Raw genomic sequence first — 19161 nt, 5'->3', positions numbered from 1 at the left:
AAATGAGTTCATTTGCTGCTAGGCAATGCAAGAATACAGCCAGTATACTGATGAAATAGGCCTTAACAAGCGGTGACTTTGGTCGCAAAAATCGAAAAAGTGACTAAACATGCACAACTTTTACTTGCTAGACCATAAATAATGAAATATTACTTTTAATTAACGCAATATTATTTTTTGTCATTTTTTATAATTGATTAAAAAATGGCTCGCTGGGCACATAATAGAGGTATTTACTTGAAACATTCGTCTCAACACTCTATATATGGAACCAATTTAATCTATCAGAGACTTTTTGGCGCAAATTAAACTATGGGTAAATCGCTAGTTATTGTCGAATCGCCGGCCAAAGCCAAGACTATTAATAAATACCTTGGTAAAGAATTCATCGTTAAATCGAGTGTAGGGCATATCCGTGATTTGCCTACATCATCATCGCCTGACAGCAAGGTTGCGACTAAAACCCCTGCTGAAGTTAGGAAAATGGCCCCTGAAGAAAAAGCCAAGTACAAGCTACAACGCGATAAACGCGCATTAGTAGCCCGTATGGGGATTAATCCTGAAAAAGGCTGGGCAGCCAAATATCAAATATTACCTGGCAAAGAAAAAGTCGTTAAAGAATTAAAAGCACTTGCAGAAAATGCTGACCATATCTATCTCGCAACCGATTTGGATAGAGAGGGAGAGGCAATTGCTTGGCATCTACAAGAAATCATTGGTGGTGACGAATCTCGTTATCAACGTGTTGTCTTTAATGAAATTACCAAGTCAGCTATTCAAGATGCATTTAGTGAACCATCAGTACTAGATACTAATATGGTGAATGCTCAACAAGCTCGTCGATTCCTCGACCGTGTTGTGGGCTTCATGGTATCTCCGTTACTTTGGAAAAAAGTAGCGCGTGGTTTATCAGCAGGTCGTGTGCAATCAGTTGCTGTGCGACTAGTGGTAGAACGTGAAGGCGAAATTAAAGCTTTTGTTCCTGAAGAATTTTGGGATGTTCATGCCGATTTAGCCACACCTGAGCAGCACAAGTTAAAAATGCAAGTGGCTAAGTTTCAGTCGGCCGCTTTCAGCCCGATTAATGAAGCGCAAGCACAAGTTGCACTTGATGCATTGAAAGATGCGAAGTTTGTTGTCACAGGTCGTGATGATAAAGCCACTTCAAGTAAACCTTCAGCTCCATACATTACTTCTACTTTGCAACAAGCTGCGAGTACGCGTCTTGGTTTTGGTGTTAAGAAGACTATGATGATGGCGCAACGTTTGTATGAAGCGGGTCATATTACTTATATGCGTACCGATTCAACAAACTTGAGTAAAGAAGCCGTTGAAGGCGTGCGAGATATGATTGGTTCTGAGTTCGGTAAGAAGTATTTACCTGAACAGCCACTTCGTTATGGAAGTAAAGAAGGCGCTCAAGAGGCGCATGAGGCTATCAGACCGTCGAACGTCATCGTTCAGTCAGCATCTCTAACTGATATGGAAAGAGACGCTCAGCGTCTTTATGAGTTGATTTGGCGTCAATTCGTCGCCTGTCAAATGATGCCAGCTAAATATGATGCGACGCGTTTAACTGTGACTGCAGGCGAATACGAGCTTAAAGCGAGTGGTCGTACGCTGCGATTTGATGGTTGGACGAAAGTTCAGCCGCCAATGGGCAAGAAAAACGAAGAAGACAATACGCTGCCAGCACTAGATAAAGGCGATGTATTAGATCTTAAAGATTTATTGCCAAAGCAACACTTTACTAAGCCACCTGCACGATTTAGTGAAGCGTCTTTAGTTAAAGAGCTTGAAAAGCGTGGTATTGGTCGTCCATCAACGTATGCAACGATTATTTCGACGATTCAAGATCGTGGTTATGTCAAAGTTGAAAACCGTCGTTTCTTTGCTGAAAAAATGGGTGAAATTGTCAGTGACCGCTTAGTCGAAAGTTTCAGTGATATTATGAACTTTGACTTTACTGCGAGCATGGAGCAAACACTCGATGATGTAGCGCAAGGTAAGTTGGAGTGGAAAACTGTTCTTGATGGTTTCTACGGTGATTTAACTAAGCAACTAAAAAATGCTGAACTAGATCCTGAAGAAGGCGGTATGCGTCTTAACGAGATGGTACTAGCTGAAGATATCAAGTGTCCGACTTGTGGTCGCCCAATGGGGATCCGTACAGGCACAACAGGTGTATTCTTAGGCTGTTCAGGTTATGCATTGCCGCCAAAAGAGCGCTGTAAAACCACCATGAACTTAACGCCTGGTGAAGAGGCTGTTAGCGATAACGAAGATGCAGAAACCGATGCATTACGTGCAAAACATCGTTGTGGCAAATGTGGCACAGCAATGGACAGCTATTTAATCGATGAATCTCGTAAGTTACATGTTTGTGGTAACAACCCGACATGTGAAGGTTATGAGATTGAAGCTGGTCAGTTCAAAATTAAAGGCTATGAAGGACCAATCATTGAGTGCGATAAGTGCGGCAATGATATGGAACTTAAAAATGGTCGTTTCGGTAAGTATTTCGGTTGCACTAATACTGAGTGTAAGAATACCCGTAAACTGCTGAGAAGCGGAGAAGCGGCGCCACCAAAAGAAGACCCAATTTTCTTACCAGATTTAAAATGTACTAAATCAGATGCGCACTTTGTGTTACGTGATGGCGCTGCAGGTATTTTCCTTGCTGCAAGTACGTTCCCTAAATCTCGCGAGACAAGAGCGCCTTTAGTTGAAGAACTTGTTACTTACCGTGACCAATTATGGCCAAAGTACCAATTCTTAGCTGACGCGCCTGTTACTGATGATAATGGTAACAAAGCCGCTGTTAAGTTTAGCCGAAAAACTAAGGAGCAATACGTTGCGACTGAAGTTGATGGCAAGGCAACAGGTTGGTCTTCGAAGTTTATCGGTGGTAAGTGGGTAAGCGAATCGACAAAGAAAAAACCTGCTAAAAAAGCGGCTAAGAAAAAAGCCTCTTAATTTATCTGAACTGAAGCTAGTTTAGTTAGCATTTTAAAATGGGACCTTTGGGTCCCATTTTTTGTGCTTAAGATTTCAGCGGATTTAGTATGTCAATGTAGGAAACTGTACTAGAAGTAAACATAACACTAGGGATTGAGGAGTGCGCTTTATAAGCTAGAAATATGTATTCAAATTGAGAAGCCTAGGTAATGTAAGCTCTTGCTTAGCTCAAAAAGCTTTTAATTTACGCAATAAAAAAGCCTCTTTCGAGGCTTTTTTACATAAATAATGGATGCTGCTATTACCACTTCTTTTTAGGCTGAAACAGCATATCGATATCGTCTTCATCCTCTTTAGGCGCTTTAGCAATATCTGGGTTCAGTTGTTTTTGCTGAGAATTAATTTCTTCTAATAACTCTTTTGCCTCATCCACTTTGCGGCTAATAAATGGGTCGTTAGGTGTTTTAGCTTTAATGGCTTGCAATGTTGCCAATGCTTTTGACACCATTTGTTTAGAAGAACCAAACTGTTTAAGTGAGTTAGCGGCGCGAGAACGCGAAAGCATCGACTCGACGTTAATACGTAGTTGGTAGCTATCAATTCGATTTTCAGCTTCACCGAAGACTTGTGGATCCAGCTTACCTTTGTTGTTCTCAGCTCGAATAATCGCCTTAAGCTTTTTAAGCATTTGCACTAGTTCTAAAATTTGTTTGTCATTGTCAGGCAAACGAAAATTTTCAATAGCTAATGCTTGAGATGGACTAGAACTGAGTGTGGTTATTTGGTTTTGAATATCAGCTAAACGGCGTTGATAGTCAGTTTGTTGCGGCTGGTTTTCTAGGTGAGTTAACGACAATTCCAGTGCTTCATTGATTCGCTTATAGAGCACTAAAATAACGCTGCTGGGAAATGATGCTAATCCAGTGTTAGATAAAACAGCTTCAGTTTCGTTGATGATTGCTCTATGGCGCTTTAATTCCATTCTGCGTTCAGCTTCAGCGCGTTCTTTTTGTTGCTGAATAACACTGATACCAATGATCAGGATAAAAAGTGCACCTAACAGGATCAATACCAAGGTAAAGGTCATATGGTTTCCGTTCAATAATTAATAGCAGAGTGGTTGAGTACCACTTTTATCTTATTTGTCGTTATATCTTAGCGCAAGACACAGCGAGTGTCGTAAAAAAGTTATTCAATTTGTTAAGAATTACTATAACTTTGGACTGAGTCCGCAAGGTTACCATTAGAGCCTTAGAACATGCAAAATTCTCAATCTCTTTATTACTGTTTGCATTAATATTTTAGATCGTATATAACATTTAGCTATAACGAGTCTTTTTATAAACAGTTTTAGTTCTATAATTTGTAAATTGATTAGTTTTATTAGAAGTCTTAAAAAACCAAATTCAAACTCTGTTTGGCATAAAGTAAAGGTCGTAGCATGAAATTACAGCAACTAAGATATATTGCAGAAGTGGTAAAACACAATTTGAATGTCTCAGCTACGGCTGAAGACCTTTACACTTCGCAACCTGGGATCAGTAAACAGGTTCGAATGCTTGAAGATGAACTTGGCATTCAAATCTTTGGTCGTAGCGGTAAGCACTTAACTCATGTGACACCCGCTGGCCAATTAGTGATTGATATTTCAAACGATATTTTAGGCAAAGTTGAAAGTATAAAAAAAGTCTCAGAAGAATATACTCAGCCAAATCAAGGTGAGTTGAATATTGCTACAACTGATACCCAAGCTCGTTACGCTTTGCCACAAGTAATTAAGCCTTTCATTAAACGCTACCCAAAAGTTAATTTACACATGCACCAAGGAACGCCTTCGCAAATTAGTGAACAAGCAGCCCGTGGTGATGCTGACTTTGCGATTGCCACTGAAGCGATGCACTTGTATTCCGATTTGATTATGCTGCCGTGTTATCACTGGAATCGCTCTATAGTCGTTACACGCGATCACCCTTTGGCCAATCGTAAAACGTTAACTATTGAAGATTTAGCTGAGTTTCCATTAGTCACTTATGTGTTCGGTTTTGATAAAGCCTCTGAAATTGAAAAATCATTCAAAAAAGCTGAACTTGAACCAAGAGTGGTATTCAGCGCCACGAGTGCCGACGTGTTAAAAACCTATGTTAGATTAGGACTGGGTGTTGGCGTGATAGCATCGATGGCAATCGATCCTGTGATAGATAAAGATTTAGTGGCAATTGATGCAAGACATCTGTTTGCTCACAGTACAACAAAAATTGGTTTTAGACGTGGTAGTTTCTTACGTAGTTATATGTATGACTTCATGTATAACTTCGCGCCACATTTAACTCGTGATGTGGTTGAAAAAGCGGTGGCACTGCGTGACCAACAATTAATCGATGAAATGTTCGCAGGGATGGACTTACCTGTTAGGTAAGCATTTTAAAAAGCCAAATATCAAATAATAAAAAATCTCGCATTTGCGAGATTTTTTGTTTATGGCTTTATTCTAAATCGATTTAATCAGGCGCATAGCCATGAATACCAATCAATTGGTCGTCAAGATAGGCTTGATTTTCTAACATTTTAAGTCGATTTAAACTAAACCATTTAACCACAAGAGGGTAAATAGCATGCTCTTGCTCATGAACACGGCTAGATAATGTTTCTACAGTGTCGTCTTCATAAACTGGTACTTTAGCCTGTAAAATTACAGGTCCAGCATCCAGTTCTGGAATAACAAAGTGAACACTTGCGCCATGTTCTTTATCTTTTGCATCTAATGCTCTTTGATGGGTATGTAAACCAGCATATTTAGGCAATAAAGAAGGGTGGATGTTCACCATCTGCCCAATATATTGACTAACAAATTCATCAGATAAAATACGCATAAATCCAGCAAGCACAATTAAATCAGGTTGATACTGTTCAATTGCTTGCTGTAAGCGAGAGTCGTACTGCTGACGTCTTTCATCCTTGCGAGCGATAACACAACTAGTATTGATTTCAGCGTGATGAGCACGGACGAGTCCGTAGGCATCAGGCTTGTTACTGATAACGCCAACAACTTCAGCGTCTACGTTATCATCACAACCATCAATAATGGCTTGTAAGTTACTACCGTTACCCGAAATAAGAACGAGAACGCGACAGCATACAGGCATCTAGTTAATCTCCACTTGCTCTTCGTCACCTTGACGATTTGCAATTTCACCGATTAACCAAGCATTTTCGCCTTCAGCTGTTAGCAGTGCTAATGCTGATTCTACTTTTTCGGCAGGAAGGGCGATAATCATGCCGACACCACAGTTAAAGGTGCGGTACATTTCGAATTGTTCGATGTTACCGTTTTCCATTAACCAGTCGAATACAACAGGCCACTGCCAAGAGTCACCTTTGACTACCGCTTTACAGTCATCTGGCAATACGCGTGGGATGTTTTCCCAGAACCCGCCGCCAGTGATGTGCGCCATTGCATGAACTTCAGTTTGTTCAAGCAGCTTAAGTAAAGGCTTAACATAAATTTTAGTCGGTTCTAATAAGTGTTCGATTAGTGGCTTACCAGCGAGATCTTGTTGTGGATCTGCTTTGCTCACTTCTAATACCTTACGTACTAAAGAGTAACCGTTTGAATGAGGACCTGTAGAGCCTAAAGCGATCAATGCATCGCCAGACTTAACTTTTGTGCCGTCGATGATTGCTTCTTTTTCAGCAACACCAACACAAAAGCCTGCTAAATCATAGTCTTCACCTTCATACATGCCTGGCATTTCAGCAGTTTCACCACCGATTAATGCACAGCCTGATTGGTGACAACCTTCAGCAATACCGTTGACAACAGAAGTCGCCGTTTCTACATCTAACTTGCCAGTTGCGTAGTAATCTAGGAAGAACAAAGGTTCTGCACCAGATACGATTAGGTCATTTACACACATAGCAACTAAATCAACACCAACAGTGTCATGCTTTTTGTAATCAATGGCTAAACGTAACTTGGTTCCAACACCGTCAGTACCTGAAACTAATACTGGGTGTTTGTACTTCGTTGGTAATTCGCAAAGAGCGCCAAAACCACCTAGGTTGCCCATGACTTCAGGACGGTGAGTGCGTTTTACCGCAGATTTAATGTTATTGACTAATGCATTACCAGCATCGATATCAACGCCAGCGTCTTTATAGCTAAGTGGTGTAGGAGTGCTCACGGAGGATCCTCTAAGGTACATCGTTTTATGGGATTTTATGCGGCGCTATTCTATCAGCTTGTGATTGGCGTCGAAAGTCATGTTTCAGGTTTATCCGATTATGAAAACAGTTTTCTGTAATGGTTTTAGCTGTTTAGCGTGAGATTGGTTGCAATTATAAAACTTTATGTTTTATAAAGAGAATAAATAAACTAGAATTTGAACAATTTGCGAAAAATATCTCATCATTAGGAGTGCAAAAATGAAAGTCGTTGAAGTAAAACATCCGTTAATTCGTCATAAAGTAGGGTTAATGCGTGAAGCGGAAATCAGCACTAAGCGTTTTCGTGAGTTGGCTACAGAAGTAGGCAGCTTATTAACGTACGAAGCAACTGCAGACTTTGAAACAGAAACCGTCACTATTAATGGCTGGAATGGCCCTGTTGAGATTGAACAGATCAAAGGTAAAAAAGTTACTGTAGTACCTATTCTTCGTGCAGGACTTGGCATGATGGATGGCGTCCTTGAGCATATGCCTAGCGCTAAAATCTCGGTTGTGGGTATTTACCGTGACGAAGAAACGTTAGAGCCTGTGCCTTACTTCGATAAGTTAGTAAGCAATGTAGATGAGCGTGTTGCGATTGTAGTTGACCCAATGCTTGCAACTGGCGGTTCAATGATTGCCACTATCGACTTATTGAAAAAACGTGGCTGCGTATCAATTAAAGCACTTGTGTTAGTTGCAGCCCCTGAAGGAATTAAAGCATTAGAAGCGGCGCATCCTGATATCGAACTATTCACTGCATCTATTGATGACTGCTTAAACGAGCAAGGTTATATTTTACCGGGCTTAGGTGATGCAGGTGATAAGATTTTTGGTACTAAGTAATTCAGAGTGTTAAATCACACTACTTATTAAGAAGTTTGATTTAATAACTAAAAAGGAGCCATATGGCTCCTTTTTTATTGGGTGTTGTTAATTTTTAATCGACTACAGCACCATGGCTGCAATCCAACCAAAACCGATTAGCGGAATGTTGTAGTGAATAAAGGTCGGGATAACACTGTCACGAATATGATCGTGCTGGCCGTCAGCATTAAGGCCGGCTGTTGGTCCTAAGGTTGAATCTGACGCTGGTGAGCCAGCATCACCCAATGCTGCAGCTGTTCCCACTAATGCAATAGTTGCCGCCACAGAGAAACCGAAGGTTAATGCTAAAGGTACATAAATCGTGGCAATAATAGGAATGGTTGAGAAAGACGAGCCAATCCCCATGGTAATCAATAAGCCGACAACCAACATTAGTAATGCGGCTAAGGCTTTATTGTCACCAATGATGTCGCCAAGCGAGGTGACTAAGGTACTGACTTCACCGGTTGATTTAACCACAGCAGCAAAACCAGCAGCTGCAATCATAATGAAGCCAATGTTGGCCATCATTAATACACCTTGGTTGAACATATCTTGTCTTACATCTGGCTTAATGATGCCAGAGAAACGGAAGATGATAAAACCGGTTAGTGCACCAAAAATCATTGAATCTGTTTGTAGCTGAACAACTAAGGTAGCCAAAATTGCAATTAAAGAAATGATGATGGTCTTTTTATTAATGCCTACCGCTTCTTGCTCTATTGTGATGTCAGTGGCTTTATAAACGCGCGGCTTACGGTAGGTAATAAATACTGCAGTAAGTAGACCAGTTATCATACCTAATGCAGGCAGTAACATAGCCGCTGGGATTTGTTCTTTAACCGCATCTAGACCGTTGTTGTTTAAATTGGCAAGTAAGATGTCATTTAAGAAAATGCCACCAAAACCAACTGGTAGAATCATATAAGTTGTAACAAGGCCAAAAGTGATAATACACGCAACCAGACGTCTATCTATTTGTAGCTTGCTTAATACATGCAGTAATGGCGGAATTAAAATTGGAATGAATGCGATATGAATCGGCAAAATATTTTGAGAACTAATGGCCATTAACAATATTGATGCAAGTAATAGCCAGCGCACTACTAGAGTATTTGTGCTGTTTGGCTCTTTACCTACTTTTTTAATGATGTTGTGCGATATCAAGGTCGTTAAACCAGAATGTGATAAAGCGGCTGCAAACGCGCCAAGTAAGGCGTAACTTAACGCAATTTGCGCTCCGCCTCCAAGACCGTCATTAAAAGCTGCGATTGTCTGATGGATATCTAAGCCTCCAACGAGACCTGCAACAAGTGCACTTACAGTAAGCGCGATGACAACATTCACACGCATGAGACTTAATGCAAGCATTAAGGTGACAGCAATTACGACCGCATTCATATTAATTTATTCTTATTAAGTTTTGTTATTTGATAGACATAGTGAAGTTATTCTTGTCTGTATCAAAGGCCATGTCCAGTTTATCTCTAATGAGTTTACAAAAAGTGTAGGCATGTAAGGAGGTTTTTTCATTGATGTAACAAGGCCTGTCACTATGTTGAAATTAATCTTTTGTCTCTGGCCAATATCGTTCTGGCGTGTTTTTTCAGCATGTAAACCAAATTTCATCTTAAAAGACTTATTTCTTTAAGCAATTAGGGGTAAGGTATACCGCAAATATGCAAGGTACATTTTTTTATCAGGCAAAAGCAAATGTGTGAGCAACCTCGCATAATGCTTTTGTTTGGGTATAATGCTACTCAGTTTAACAGGCATTGTTTTTAAGTTTTTTTCAATCCATAGATGGAGATATAAAATGAGCGTATTAGTAGGCCGTCCGGCCCCAGATTTTACTGCCGCAGCGGTTCTTGGTACTGGTGAAATCGTTGATAGTTTCAATCTATCTACCGCGATTAAAGGTAAGTCAGCAGTTGTTTTCTTCTACCCACTAGATTTCACTTTTGTGTGTCCTTCAGAGTTGATTGCATTTGATCATCGTATTGAAGAGTTCACTAAACGTGGCGTTGAAGTTATCGGTGTTTCAATCGATTCTCAGTTCTCGCATCACGCTTGGAGAAATACTGCTGTAGATAAAGGCGGTATCGGTGAAGTTAACTACACATTAGTTGCTGACGTTAAGCACGAAATTTGTAAAGCATACGATGTTGAGCATCCAGAAGCTGGTGTTGCTTTCCGTGCATCTTTCTTAATCGACAAAGAAGGCCAAGTTCGTCACCAAGTAGTGAACGACTTACCACTAGGTCGTAACGTTGATGAAATGCTACGTATGATTGACGCGCTACAATTCCACGAAGAGCACGGTGAAGTTTGTCCTGCAGGTTGGGAAAAAGGCGATAAAGGTATGACTGCAACAACTGAAGGTGTTGCTTCTTACTTAAAAGACAATTCTGACAAGCTTTAATAGCGATAGTTAGAAATCAAAAAAGCTGCCTAGGCAGCTTTTTTTGTGTCTTTAGATTGTGATTAGCTTTCTGAGTCTTCTTTTACTTCAACTTCGTCAGCTTCTTCACTCACCATTGGCCAACCACCCAATGTTTTCCATTTATTGACGATATAACAGAATAATTCAGCGGTACGCTCGGTATCGTATAAAGCTGAGTGAGCTTCTTTATTATCGAAATCTATACCTGCCATTTTACATGCCTTAGCAAGTACAGTATGTCCGATAGCGAGACCTGCTAACGTTGCGGTATCGAAAGTGGCGAAAGGGTGAAAAGGAGAACGTTTCAAATCATTTCGCTCAATCGCTTTATTTATAAAGCCAATATCGAATGCTGCGTTATGCGCAACGATGATACAGCGGTGGCAATCAGCGGCTTTTTGAGCCTTTTTGACATTTTTGAAGATTTCTAGGAATGCTTGTTTTTCATCAACCGCACCGCGTAATGGGTTAGTTGGATCTATGCCATTAAATGCTAATGCTTCAGGCTCAAGGTTTGCCCCTTCAAATGGCTCAATATGAAAGTGCTGGGTTTTATCTAACTCGATAAAGCCATCGGCATTCATTTTAAGGGTGGTGACCGCTATTTCTAGCAACGCATCAGTTGCGGCATTGAATCCTGCTGTTTCGACATCGATAACAACTGGAAAGTAGCCTCTAAAGCGGTGTTTGAATTTGTTTGCGTCGCAGATATCGCTCATTAAAAACCTCATTCTCTAATATGTCGGCTATTATGCTAAAACTGTGGCCAAGTGTCATGTTTGATTGTGTGATTTCTCTGCTAAAGAATAATAAAACTATGCCGATATAGAATTGTGACCATCAAACAGGGTGTTTTTATGTGGCGTAAAGCAATTCTTTTATCGAGCTTAGGCTTTGTATGTTCAGCACAAGCTGATCTACAACACTATGTTGCGTCTCTAGACGACTCAATGTGGCGCATCAGCCAAAACAGCCCAATTGAATGCCGCTTAGAGCATGATATTCCTGATTATGGTAAGGCTGTGTTTACGAGTCGAGCAGGTAAAGACTTAAACCTTAACTTTACCCTCGATATGTGGAACAAGCCTGATCAAGTGACAAATGCTGAATTAATCAGCAAAGCGCCTCAATGGCGTCCAGGGGTTAATGAGAAAGCTATTACCAAACTTAAGTATCAAAAGCAGTTTAATGGTGAAGTACCTAAACAAGCAGCTTGGTCTATGCTGTCTGAGCTAAGTAAAGGTATGCAACCGACGTTTTACTATGCTGATTGGTATAATCAAAATGATAAAGTCGCTGTCGGCTTGTCGGCTGCAAATTTTGGTGGTCAATACAGACAATTTCGTTCATGCCTATCAACCTTATTACCTTATGGTTTTGATGATATCGCTTTTACCGTGTTAAATTACGAGGAAGGCGGAACTAACTTAACCCGTTTTTCTAAACAGCAACTTAATCGTGTCCAAGAGTACTTATCCTATGACTCTGATGTTGAATTAATCTTTGTTGATGCATATACAGATAGTTATGGTGGACGCTCAATAAACCAAAGAGTATCTGAGCGTCGTGCAGACTCTGTTGCCGACTTACTCGTTGCCAGCGGCATTGAAGAAAGCCGTATTCATAAAACAGGCCATGGCGAAAGGCGACATGTCGCTTCAAATAACCTTGTTGAAGAAAGAGCGCGAAATCGCCGTGTTGTGATAAAAATATCAAAAAGCATTTAATCTTGCTGATGAGATTTGGCTGATTTATTATTTGAAAGTTCCCCAAGTCACTTTACTTAAAAAACAATATAAAATATCTAAGTATGATCATGGTTTAGCAAACCCAGCTAAGCCATTTTTTATGCCTATCAAAAAGTGATTATTTGAGATTTTGTAAATGCTAAATTTTAGATAAAAAAAAGCCCGCTTAAAATAAGCGGGCCAAACAATTTGTATTCACAAATTCAAGGAAGGAAGTCAAGCATAAGAACCAGGGATAAGATGAGGTATTGGGGTACATCATCTTGGAGTTCTTGGTTTTCAATAACTAAATTAGCTATGTCCTGAAAACAAGATGCATATTAGAGATTTTACTCTAGTCTGACAAACTAGAAAAATTTCAGTTTATCATTAGTAAAACTAATATAACTTTTAAAGGGGGTTTTTACCGTAATCACATTAAAGTGTTCAAAATGGAATAAAATAAACTTTATAAGCGTACTGAGTGCATATTTAGTCGAATTCTGCCTTTTTAGCTATGATATACAATTGTTAAATCTCAGCGTGCCAAGCATGATTGATAATATTTTTTGATATTTAATTTACTTTAAAAGCCTGTGTAATTAGGGGCGTTGGTTGAAATGGTGATAGAGATCACTAATTGATTAGGCTGTTCAATATTGGATAAGTTATCAAAGCGAATAATGTCAGTTCGTTTTGACTGTTTAACAATGAATTTGCTTACTAAATATTCAGTTGCCGTTAATTCTTGATTCAGAGGGCTGATTTTATCTGTGTTGGTAGCATCGCTATTTACGAGGAAGCACGAGTTTATTATCGATAAAAGCAATAAATTAACTTATCCAAACTGATATTCTATATATCCAAAGCTAGGTACATACAAAGTTACTTCTACTCCAAGCGACTTACACGCAGAGTTGCTTATATTCGAAGCTTGTTAAATAGAATGCTTCTTAAATAGAAAGCTACTTAAAGAAAGCGACTTTAAAAAAGCTACTTTCAATAGTAAGTATAGAGAACTCGAAGCTGATTTTGCTAAATACCAATATTGATTACGTCACCTGAAAGCTCAAGCTTGCTGGAACCCCCAGTTTCTAATGTATGAAAACCTGTATAAATCGCCATCGAAAACATGGTCTAAAGATCTGCCTTGTTGTCATGATTAGTATTTATAAGTATACCCATGGATATTTGGGTGGGCTGAATGGCGCAGGAGATTGAGATAGAGCGATAGATTAATTAATGTGTTGCTGATAATTTGTCCATTCTTGAATCAAGCTTGCATCAATATAAGTTAATAGAATGTAAATATATCAAGGGTTAACATTAAAGTTTCTTCATTTCTTACGCTTATGCCTGCAAAAGGGGTTTTTTAATGGCAAATTAAGCATCGAACCATAAAATAAAGCCTGCTTTACCCAGTCATTTTGTTCACAAGCGTTGTGGTACTCGGTATAGTAAGCCATCTTTTATTACGCAAAATTCACAATCGCTTATTATGTTTACATGGCCTATTTCTATTTATTATGAAGACACCGATGCTGGTGGGGTAGTTTATCATTCTAACTACTTAAATTTCTTTGAACGTGCCCGTACAGAGTGGCTTAAGTCCATGGGAATCGTACAAAGTAAACTGTTAGCAGAAGATATTGCTTTTGTTGTTAAGCATGCTGAATTAGATTTTCGTATTGCAGCAAGGTTTGAACAGAACTTATTTGTTGAGTCAAAGGTCGTAGAATTGAAAAAAGCCTCTTTGGTATTTAAGCAGCGTTTGCTTGATGATAAAGGCGACTGTTATTGTGAAGGCACTATTATTGTCGCTTGTATCGCGTTATCACGTATGCGACCAAGAGCTATCCCATTAAATATTGTGCAGGAGTTTAATCGTGCAAGCTGAAATTTCTTTTATCGGTCTTTTTTTAGAGGCAAGTGTTCTCGTTAAGTTAGTGATGCTAACTTTATTATGCTTATCTATCGCCTCATGGGCTGTGATTATTCAGCGCCGCAAGTTACTTAATAGTGCACGCGCTAAATCAGTGAAGTTTGAAGATACGTTTTGGTCTGGTGTAGATTTAAATAAATTGTATAAAGAATTGTCCGCTCGAAATGAAGGGGTTTCAGGTCTTGAAGCCTTATTTGTCGCAGGCTTTAAAGAGTATTCTCGTTTAAGTCAGGCTAATAGTAAGTCACCCGAAGCTGTCATGGACGGAACAACGCGCGCTATGCGAGTGAGTTTATCCCGTGAAGTTGAGCGCTTAGAAACTCACCTTCCTTTACTCGCTACCATTGGTTCTACTAGCCCATACATTGGCTTGTTTGGAACAGTATGGGGCATCATGAACTCATTCATTGCACTTGGCGCTGTTGAAAATGCGACTTTAACAATGGTTGCTCCAGGTATTGCTGAAGCTTTGATTGCGACAGCCATGGGCTTGTTTGCTGCTATTCCTGCAGTAATTGGTTATAACCGTTTCTCTACACAAGTTGAAAAGATTGAAATGGCACACGTTAACTTTATGGAAGAGTTCTCTAACATATTGCAACGCCAAGCCTACAGTGAGAAGGAAGCGGTGTAATGTATCAACGTAAGCGCCGTCGTCCGGTCGCCGAAATCAATGTTGTACCTTATATTGATGTCATGTTGGTGCTGCTGATCATATTTATGGTTACCGCGCCTATTGTTTCTCAAGGTGTCAAAGTTGAATTACCTCAAGGTGAAGCAGAGCCTTTGCCTGCTGAAAGTAAGCCACCGATTGTCGCGTCGATAGACGAATTTGGTGAGTACTTCTTAAATGTGGGCAGTGGCTCAAATGACGATCCACTTTCATTGGATGAAATATCAATTCAAGTTGGGGCAATGATATTGCTTGAACCTGAAAGACCTGTGGTTGTTAAAGCAGATCGCCGAATTCCATATGAAAATGTGATTCAGTTAATGGTCAGCTTGCAAGGCGCAGGTGTGCCAGCTGTTGGCTTAATGACTGATTCACCTAAGGAGTAATTTAGTGACTGCTAAATCTAAATTAACCTTACCCATTACCATTTCTGCTGGTGTTCATGTCGGTGTGATTGTGGCGTTAGCATTAGGCATTAGCTTTGATGATAAACCAAAGCATTTACCACAAGCACAGCAATCTGAGCCAATAGTGCAAGCAGTGGTGGTTGATCAGCAACGTATTAACGAACATGCGGAAAAATTGAAGAAGCAACGCGCTGATGCTCAGCAATTGGAGCGAGAGCGTCAAGCAGAGCTAGATAGACAAGCCCGCAAAGCGAAAGATGAAGTACGTAAAGAGCAAGAGCGTATTAAACAGCTTGAAAATCAGCGAAAGTTAAAAGAGCAAGAAACACTCAAAGCGAATAACGCAGCCAAAGCAGCCAAGCTTAAAGAAGCAGAAGAAAAAGCTAAGGCACAAAAAGCTGCAGATTTACGTAAAAAGCAAGAAGCTGAACGTCAAGCTGCTGAGAAAAAAGCCGCTGAAAAACGTAAAGCGGAAGCTGCTGCTGCGGCTAAAAAACGTGAAGATGAGCGTAAACGTAAAGAAGAAGCTGAAAGAAAGCGTAAGGCTGAAGAAGCGGAACGTGCTCGTCAAGAGCGTGAAATGGCGGAAGCTATGGCTGCCGAGCAAGTGGCGGTATCAGCTGCTCGTAGCAGACAGGTTGTAAGTGAAGTCAATAAATATACCGCTATGATTACATCTGCGATACAGCGACGATTAATTGTTGATGAGTCAATGCGAGGAAAAAGTTGCGTAGTCAATGTTCGCTTGGCTAAAGATGGCTTTGTTACTTCGAGTAAAACTGTAAGCGGTGATCCTGTGGTTTGCCGTGCGGCGAAGGCTGCAATTAACAACGCTGGACGTTTACCGGTTTCTTCTGAACCAGATGTCTATGAAAAAATGAAAGAAATTAATTTAACCGTATCACCGGAATTTAATTAAAGGAGTCACATGAAGATTTTGGCAAAATGGTTAACGATATTGGTACTTTTCACCAGTACTACCGCTAACGCAGCATTAGATATTGTTATTACTGAAGGGGTTGACGCCGCAAGACCCATCGCGATTATGCCTTTTGTTTGGCAGGGAACAGGGCCAGCACCAGAGCAGATCAGTGATGTCGTGAATAGCGATTTAGCTAGAAGTGGTACTTTTAGCCCACTTGATGCACGTGGGTTACCACAGGCCAATATTAGTACTGTTAAAGAGTTTGTTGCGACAGGTTGGGGCGATACTGAATCAGAAGCGTTATTAGTCGGCTCGATAAAACCATATGGTACTAATCAATATTTAGTTAGCTTCGATCTGATTGATTTAGTGAAAGCTCAACTGCAAACTGATAAAGGTCCAATGCCATCAAGCGATTTATTGCTGGAAAGTCGTGAAACTGTCATTAGTGAAGCACAGTTTAGACAATATGGTCACCGTATCAGCGACATCGTTTATGAGAAACTCACAGGCATTCGTGGTGCTTTCTTAAGTCGAGTTGCTTACGTTGTTGTCAAACAAGGTGAAAAATCACCATATCATTTGATGATTTCTGATTATGACGGGTATAACGAGCAAATGTTGCTACGTTCTCCTGAACCTTTAATGTCACCTGCTTGGTCACCTGATGGCCGTCGTTTAGCTTATGTGAGTTTTGAAAACCGTAAAGCGGAAATTTTTGTTCAGGATATTTATACCCAAGAGCGAGTAAAAGTTAGCTCTCATAATGGCATTAATGGTGCACCTAGCTTTTCTCCAGATGGTAAAAAACTTGCTGTTACCTTATCTAAAGATGGTCAGCCAGAAATCTATGTTATTGATATTGCCACGAGAGCATTAAAACGTGTGACTAATCATTATGCCATTGATACCGAAGCTTCTTGGATGCCTGATGGTCAATCGTTAATTTTTACGTCTGAACGTGGCGGCAAACCACAAATATATCAAGTAAAATTAAGCACAGGTAAAATATCACGCGTCACATTTGAAGGAGAGTGGAACCTAGGTGGTACTATTACTCCAGATGGTCGTAGTATGATTTTTGTTAACCGTACTAATGGTAAATACAATATTGCGAGAATGGATCTTAAAACTCGCTTTATGCAAGTGCTGACTTCGACTCAACTTGATGAATCACCGAGTATTGCACCAAATGGAACCATGGTTATCTATGGTACTACTTACCGCGGTAAACAAGTGTTAGCAGCGGTATCTATGGATGGACGATTTAAAGCAAGACTACCAGCGGGCCAAGGCGAAGTGAAATCGCCTGCCTGGTCTCCATTTCTATAAAATTAATTAAGGATTACCCATGAATCTGAATAAGTTGTTTAAAGCTATGTTAGTTGTTGTACCTGTTATGGCATTAGGTGCATGTAGCACAACTTCAGAATCTGAAACTGACGCGAGTGGTTCTACAAGTGGTACTACTACCACGACAACTGGCGGTGAATATGGTTCTGGTGGTGTTGAAACTGGTGGCGTTGCACCTATTTTAACCCCTGAAGAGCAGCAACGTGTTGAGCAAGAAGAATTACGCGCTCAAAACATTATTTACTTTGACTTCGACCGCAGTGAAGTGCAAAGCGAAAATGCTGCAATTATCCAAGCACACGGTAACTACTTAGTTGAACACCCAAACGTTCGAGTACTTATTGAGGGTCATGCAGATGAGCGTGGTACGCCTGAGTACAACATCGCTTTAGGCGAGCGCCGTGCCAAAGCCATTGCTAAGTACTTACAAAGCATGGGCGTTCAAGCAAGCCAAATGAGCGTAGTGAGCTATGGTGAAGAAAAGCCATTAGATTTTTCTCGCTCAGAAAGTGGTTTTGCTAAAAACCGTCGTGGTGTTTTAGTTTATTAATAACGTTAAAAGAACTGACGTTTACGGAAGGCCAGCCTAGCTGGCCAGTTTAGGAGTTTATTGATGAAACATGCTGTTTTAGTTGCTGCAATGTTTGTAGCTGCAGGCGCCACCGCGGCACCTGCACCAGTACAAGATATTGCTAGTGGGTCAAATGATGATCGAATTTCTCGTTTAGAGCGTATTATTAAAGCGAAACAACAAACTGAATTTGAAGCACAACAACGTTTAGATGCATTACAACGTGAAGTTCTCGATTTGCGTGGCATTAATGAGCAGCAAGATTACCAAATTAGTCAAATGCTTCAACGTCAACGTCAGCTCTACGAAGAAATTGCCAATTTATCAGCAAGTGCAGCGTCAACAACCGTTACTGTTGCAGATTCAAGTACAGGTTCTTCATCAAACTCGACGCTAGGTGAAACGGCAAGCTATGAGCAAGCGGTTAATTTAGTATTGAAAGAAAGAAAATACGATGAAGCGATTCCTGCCTTCAGTGATTTTATTAAACAATACCCAGATTCCACTTATGCAGCGAATGCTAATTATTGGCTTGGTCAGTTATTATTTAATAAAGGAACGTTTGCTGAAGCTAAGCAAGCTTTTGATACTGTAGTGACAAAATACCCTAATTCTAATAAGCGTGGTGATAGTTTAGTCAAGCTAGGCATGATCGCAGAAAAAGAAGGTGATAGTGCTACAGCAAAGACTTTCTATAACCGTGTATTAAAAGAATATGCCAATAGTGCCTCCGCTCGACTAGCACAACAACAACTGTCGGCTTTATAAGCCTAATTTAACCAAAAAACAGCCTCTTAGTTTATTTTTAGTGCAAACGGCAAAAAAACCATAAATTGCGCTTGCATGAGAAGATGAAAAAGGTATTATAGGCGCCCTCAGAACGGAGCGACGTTCTGGGGTCATTAAACAGGTTAGATTAACTTATTTTGATGACAGATTGATTGAACTCTATTTATAGTCTTCACTTAATCTAATTAACAAAGATGGGTCGTTAGCTCAGTTGGTAGAGCAGTTGGCTTTTAACCAATTGGTCGAAGGTTCGAATCCTTCACGACCCACCACTTTTCTGAAAGTGAGATTGCCAGTTTGGCT

At 40.2% G+C, this 19161-nt stretch carries 17 protein-coding genes and 1 tRNA gene; 13 read left to right on the top strand and 5 right to left on the bottom strand.

Features of this window, described 5'->3' with window-relative positions; all coding sequences use genetic code 11:
- The first annotated feature begins 312 nt into the window (after positions 1 to 312).
- Complete coding sequence (gene topA, locus L2737_RS12095; protein ID WP_102528353.1) at positions 313 to 2976, top strand: type I DNA topoisomerase; 2664 nt, start codon at positions 313 to 315, stop codon at positions 2974 to 2976.
- Positions 2977 to 3259: 283 nt separating this feature from the next.
- Here the strand turns inward: topA and L2737_RS12090 are convergent, their stop codons facing one another.
- On the bottom strand, positions 3260 to 4045 hold the full coding sequence (locus L2737_RS12090; protein ID WP_248955874.1) for a hypothetical protein: 786 nt from the start codon (positions 4043 to 4045) through the stop codon (positions 3260 to 3262).
- 354 nt (positions 4046 to 4399) lie between these two features.
- Here L2737_RS12090 and cysB point away from each other — a divergent pair, with 354 nt between their 5' ends.
- The gene (cysB, locus tag L2737_RS12085) at positions 4400 to 5374 is read left to right on the top strand and encodes an HTH-type transcriptional regulator CysB (RefSeq protein ID WP_102528355.1); all 975 of its coding nucleotides are present in this window, start codon (positions 4400 to 4402) and stop codon (positions 5372 to 5374) included.
- 82 nt (positions 5375 to 5456) lie between these two features.
- On the opposite strand, the gene purN is transcribed toward cysB, so the two are convergent.
- Complete coding sequence (gene purN / locus L2737_RS12080; protein ID WP_248955873.1) at positions 5457 to 6101, bottom strand: phosphoribosylglycinamide formyltransferase; 645 nt, start codon at positions 6099 to 6101, stop codon at positions 5457 to 5459.
- Positions 6102 to 7139: a phosphoribosylformylglycinamidine cyclo-ligase gene (gene purM, locus L2737_RS12075; protein ID WP_102528357.1), complete on the bottom strand. Its 1038-nt coding sequence runs from the start codon at positions 7137 to 7139 to the stop codon at positions 6102 to 6104.
- 241 nt (positions 7140 to 7380) lie between these two features.
- Between purM and upp the strand changes: the two genes are divergently transcribed.
- Positions 7381 to 8007 (top strand): uracil phosphoribosyltransferase, encoded by a 627-nt coding sequence (gene upp / locus L2737_RS12070; RefSeq protein WP_102528358.1) that lies wholly within the window; start codon positions 7381 to 7383, stop codon positions 8005 to 8007.
- A gap of 102 nt (positions 8008 to 8109) precedes the next feature.
- Here upp and L2737_RS12065 read toward each other — a convergent pair whose 3' ends face one another.
- Entirely contained in the window at positions 8110 to 9429 is a 1320-nt protein-coding gene (locus L2737_RS12065) for a Na+/H+ antiporter family protein (protein ID WP_248955872.1), read from the bottom strand.
- Positions 9430 to 9844: 415 nt separating this feature from the next.
- Here L2737_RS12065 and L2737_RS12060 point away from each other — a divergent pair, with 415 nt between their 5' ends.
- A complete protein-coding gene (locus L2737_RS12060; RefSeq protein WP_102528360.1) occupies positions 9845 to 10450 on the top strand; it encodes a peroxiredoxin in 606 nt (201 codons plus the stop codon).
- 62 nt (positions 10451 to 10512) lie between these two features.
- Here the strand turns inward: L2737_RS12060 and rnt are convergent, their stop codons facing one another.
- Entirely contained in the window at positions 10513 to 11190 is a 678-nt protein-coding gene (gene rnt / locus L2737_RS12055; RefSeq protein ID WP_102528361.1) for a ribonuclease T, read from the bottom strand.
- A 138-nt stretch (positions 11191 to 11328) separates the two neighbouring features.
- Between rnt and L2737_RS12050 the strand changes: the two genes are divergently transcribed.
- The 9 genes from L2737_RS12050 to L2737_RS12010 all read left to right on the top strand — a co-directional run bounded on the left by L2737_RS12050 (position 11329) and on the right by L2737_RS12010 (position 19130).
- Positions 11329 to 12198 (top strand): flagellar protein MotY, encoded by an 870-nt coding sequence (locus L2737_RS12050; RefSeq protein WP_102528362.1) that lies wholly within the window; start codon positions 11329 to 11331, stop codon positions 12196 to 12198.
- Between the two features lie 1495 nt (positions 12199 to 13693).
- The gene (ybgC, locus tag L2737_RS12045) at positions 13694 to 14095 is read left to right on the top strand and encodes a tol-pal system-associated acyl-CoA thioesterase (RefSeq protein ID WP_248956026.1); all 402 of its coding nucleotides are present in this window, start codon (positions 13694 to 13696) and stop codon (positions 14093 to 14095) included.
- The gene (gene tolQ, locus L2737_RS12040; protein WP_102528364.1) at positions 14085 to 14774 is read left to right on the top strand and encodes a protein TolQ; all 690 of its coding nucleotides are present in this window, start codon (positions 14085 to 14087) and stop codon (positions 14772 to 14774) included. The genes ybgC and tolQ overlap by 11 nt, the downstream gene beginning before the upstream one ends.
- Entirely contained in the window at positions 14774 to 15199 is a 426-nt protein-coding gene (gene tolR, locus L2737_RS12035) for a protein TolR (protein ID WP_102528365.1), read from the top strand. The genes tolQ and tolR overlap by 1 nt, the downstream gene beginning before the upstream one ends.
- A gap of 4 nt (positions 15200 to 15203) precedes the next feature.
- The gene (gene tolA, locus L2737_RS12030) at positions 15204 to 16139 is read left to right on the top strand and encodes a cell envelope integrity protein TolA (protein WP_248955871.1); all 936 of its coding nucleotides are present in this window, start codon (positions 15204 to 15206) and stop codon (positions 16137 to 16139) included.
- 9 nt (positions 16140 to 16148) lie between these two features.
- Positions 16149 to 17477 (top strand): Tol-Pal system beta propeller repeat protein TolB, encoded by a 1329-nt coding sequence (tolB, locus tag L2737_RS12025; protein ID WP_102528367.1) that lies wholly within the window; start codon positions 16149 to 16151, stop codon positions 17475 to 17477.
- 19 nt (positions 17478 to 17496) lie between these two features.
- Entirely contained in the window at positions 17497 to 18048 is a 552-nt protein-coding gene (gene pal, locus L2737_RS12020) for a peptidoglycan-associated lipoprotein Pal (protein ID WP_229368306.1), read from the top strand.
- Between the two features lie 63 nt (positions 18049 to 18111).
- The gene (gene ybgF / locus L2737_RS12015; RefSeq protein ID WP_248955870.1) at positions 18112 to 18837 is read left to right on the top strand and encodes a tol-pal system protein YbgF; all 726 of its coding nucleotides are present in this window, start codon (positions 18112 to 18114) and stop codon (positions 18835 to 18837) included.
- 217 nt (positions 18838 to 19054) lie between these two features.
- Positions 19055 to 19130 (top strand) — tRNA-Lys (locus L2737_RS12010).
- The last annotated feature ends 31 nt before the right edge of the window (positions 19131 to 19161 follow it).

The organism is Shewanella electrodiphila (assembly GCF_023283985.1).
GTDB classification, from domain to species: domain Bacteria; phylum Pseudomonadota; class Gammaproteobacteria; order Enterobacterales; family Shewanellaceae; genus Shewanella; species Shewanella electrodiphila.
The sequence above is the reverse complement of the archived record's forward strand: the minus strand, read 5'-3'. Positions and strand labels throughout refer to the sequence as shown.

Bases quoted from the DNA above. Each gene is read 5' to 3' on its own strand.
- L2737_RS12050 (WP_102528362.1), top strand. From the start codon at position 11,329: ATGTGGCGTAAAGCAATTCTTTTATCGAGCTTAGGCTTTGTATGTTCA.
- L2737_RS12060 (WP_102528360.1), top strand. From the start codon at position 9,845: ATGAGCGTATTAGTAGGCCGTCCGGCCCCAGATTTTACTGCCGCAGCG.
- ybgF (WP_248955870.1), top strand. From the start codon at position 18,112: ATGAAACATGCTGTTTTAGTTGCTGCAATGTTTGTAGCTGCAGGCGCC.
- purN (WP_248955873.1), bottom strand. From the start codon at position 6,101: ATGCCTGTATGCTGTCGCGTTCTCGTTCTTATTTCGGGTAACGGTAGT.
- upp (WP_102528358.1), top strand. From the start codon at position 7,381: ATGAAAGTCGTTGAAGTAAAACATCCGTTAATTCGTCATAAAGTAGGG.
- cysB (WP_102528355.1), top strand. From the start codon at position 4,400: ATGAAATTACAGCAACTAAGATATATTGCAGAAGTGGTAAAACACAAT.
- tolR (WP_102528365.1), top strand. From the start codon at position 14,774: ATGTATCAACGTAAGCGCCGTCGTCCGGTCGCCGAAATCAATGTTGTA.
- rnt (WP_102528361.1), bottom strand. From the start codon at position 11,190: ATGAGCGATATCTGCGACGCAAACAAATTCAAACACCGCTTTAGAGGC.
- tolB (WP_102528367.1), top strand. From the start codon at position 16,149: ATGAAGATTTTGGCAAAATGGTTAACGATATTGGTACTTTTCACCAGT.
- L2737_RS12065 (WP_248955872.1), bottom strand. From the start codon at position 9,429: ATGAATGCGGTCGTAATTGCTGTCACCTTAATGCTTGCATTAAGTCTC.
- L2737_RS12090 (WP_248955874.1), bottom strand. From the start codon at position 4,045: ATGACCTTTACCTTGGTATTGATCCTGTTAGGTGCACTTTTTATCCTG.
- topA (WP_102528353.1), top strand. From the start codon at position 313: ATGGGTAAATCGCTAGTTATTGTCGAATCGCCGGCCAAAGCCAAGACT.
- pal (WP_229368306.1), top strand. From the start codon at position 17,497: ATGAATCTGAATAAGTTGTTTAAAGCTATGTTAGTTGTTGTACCTGTT.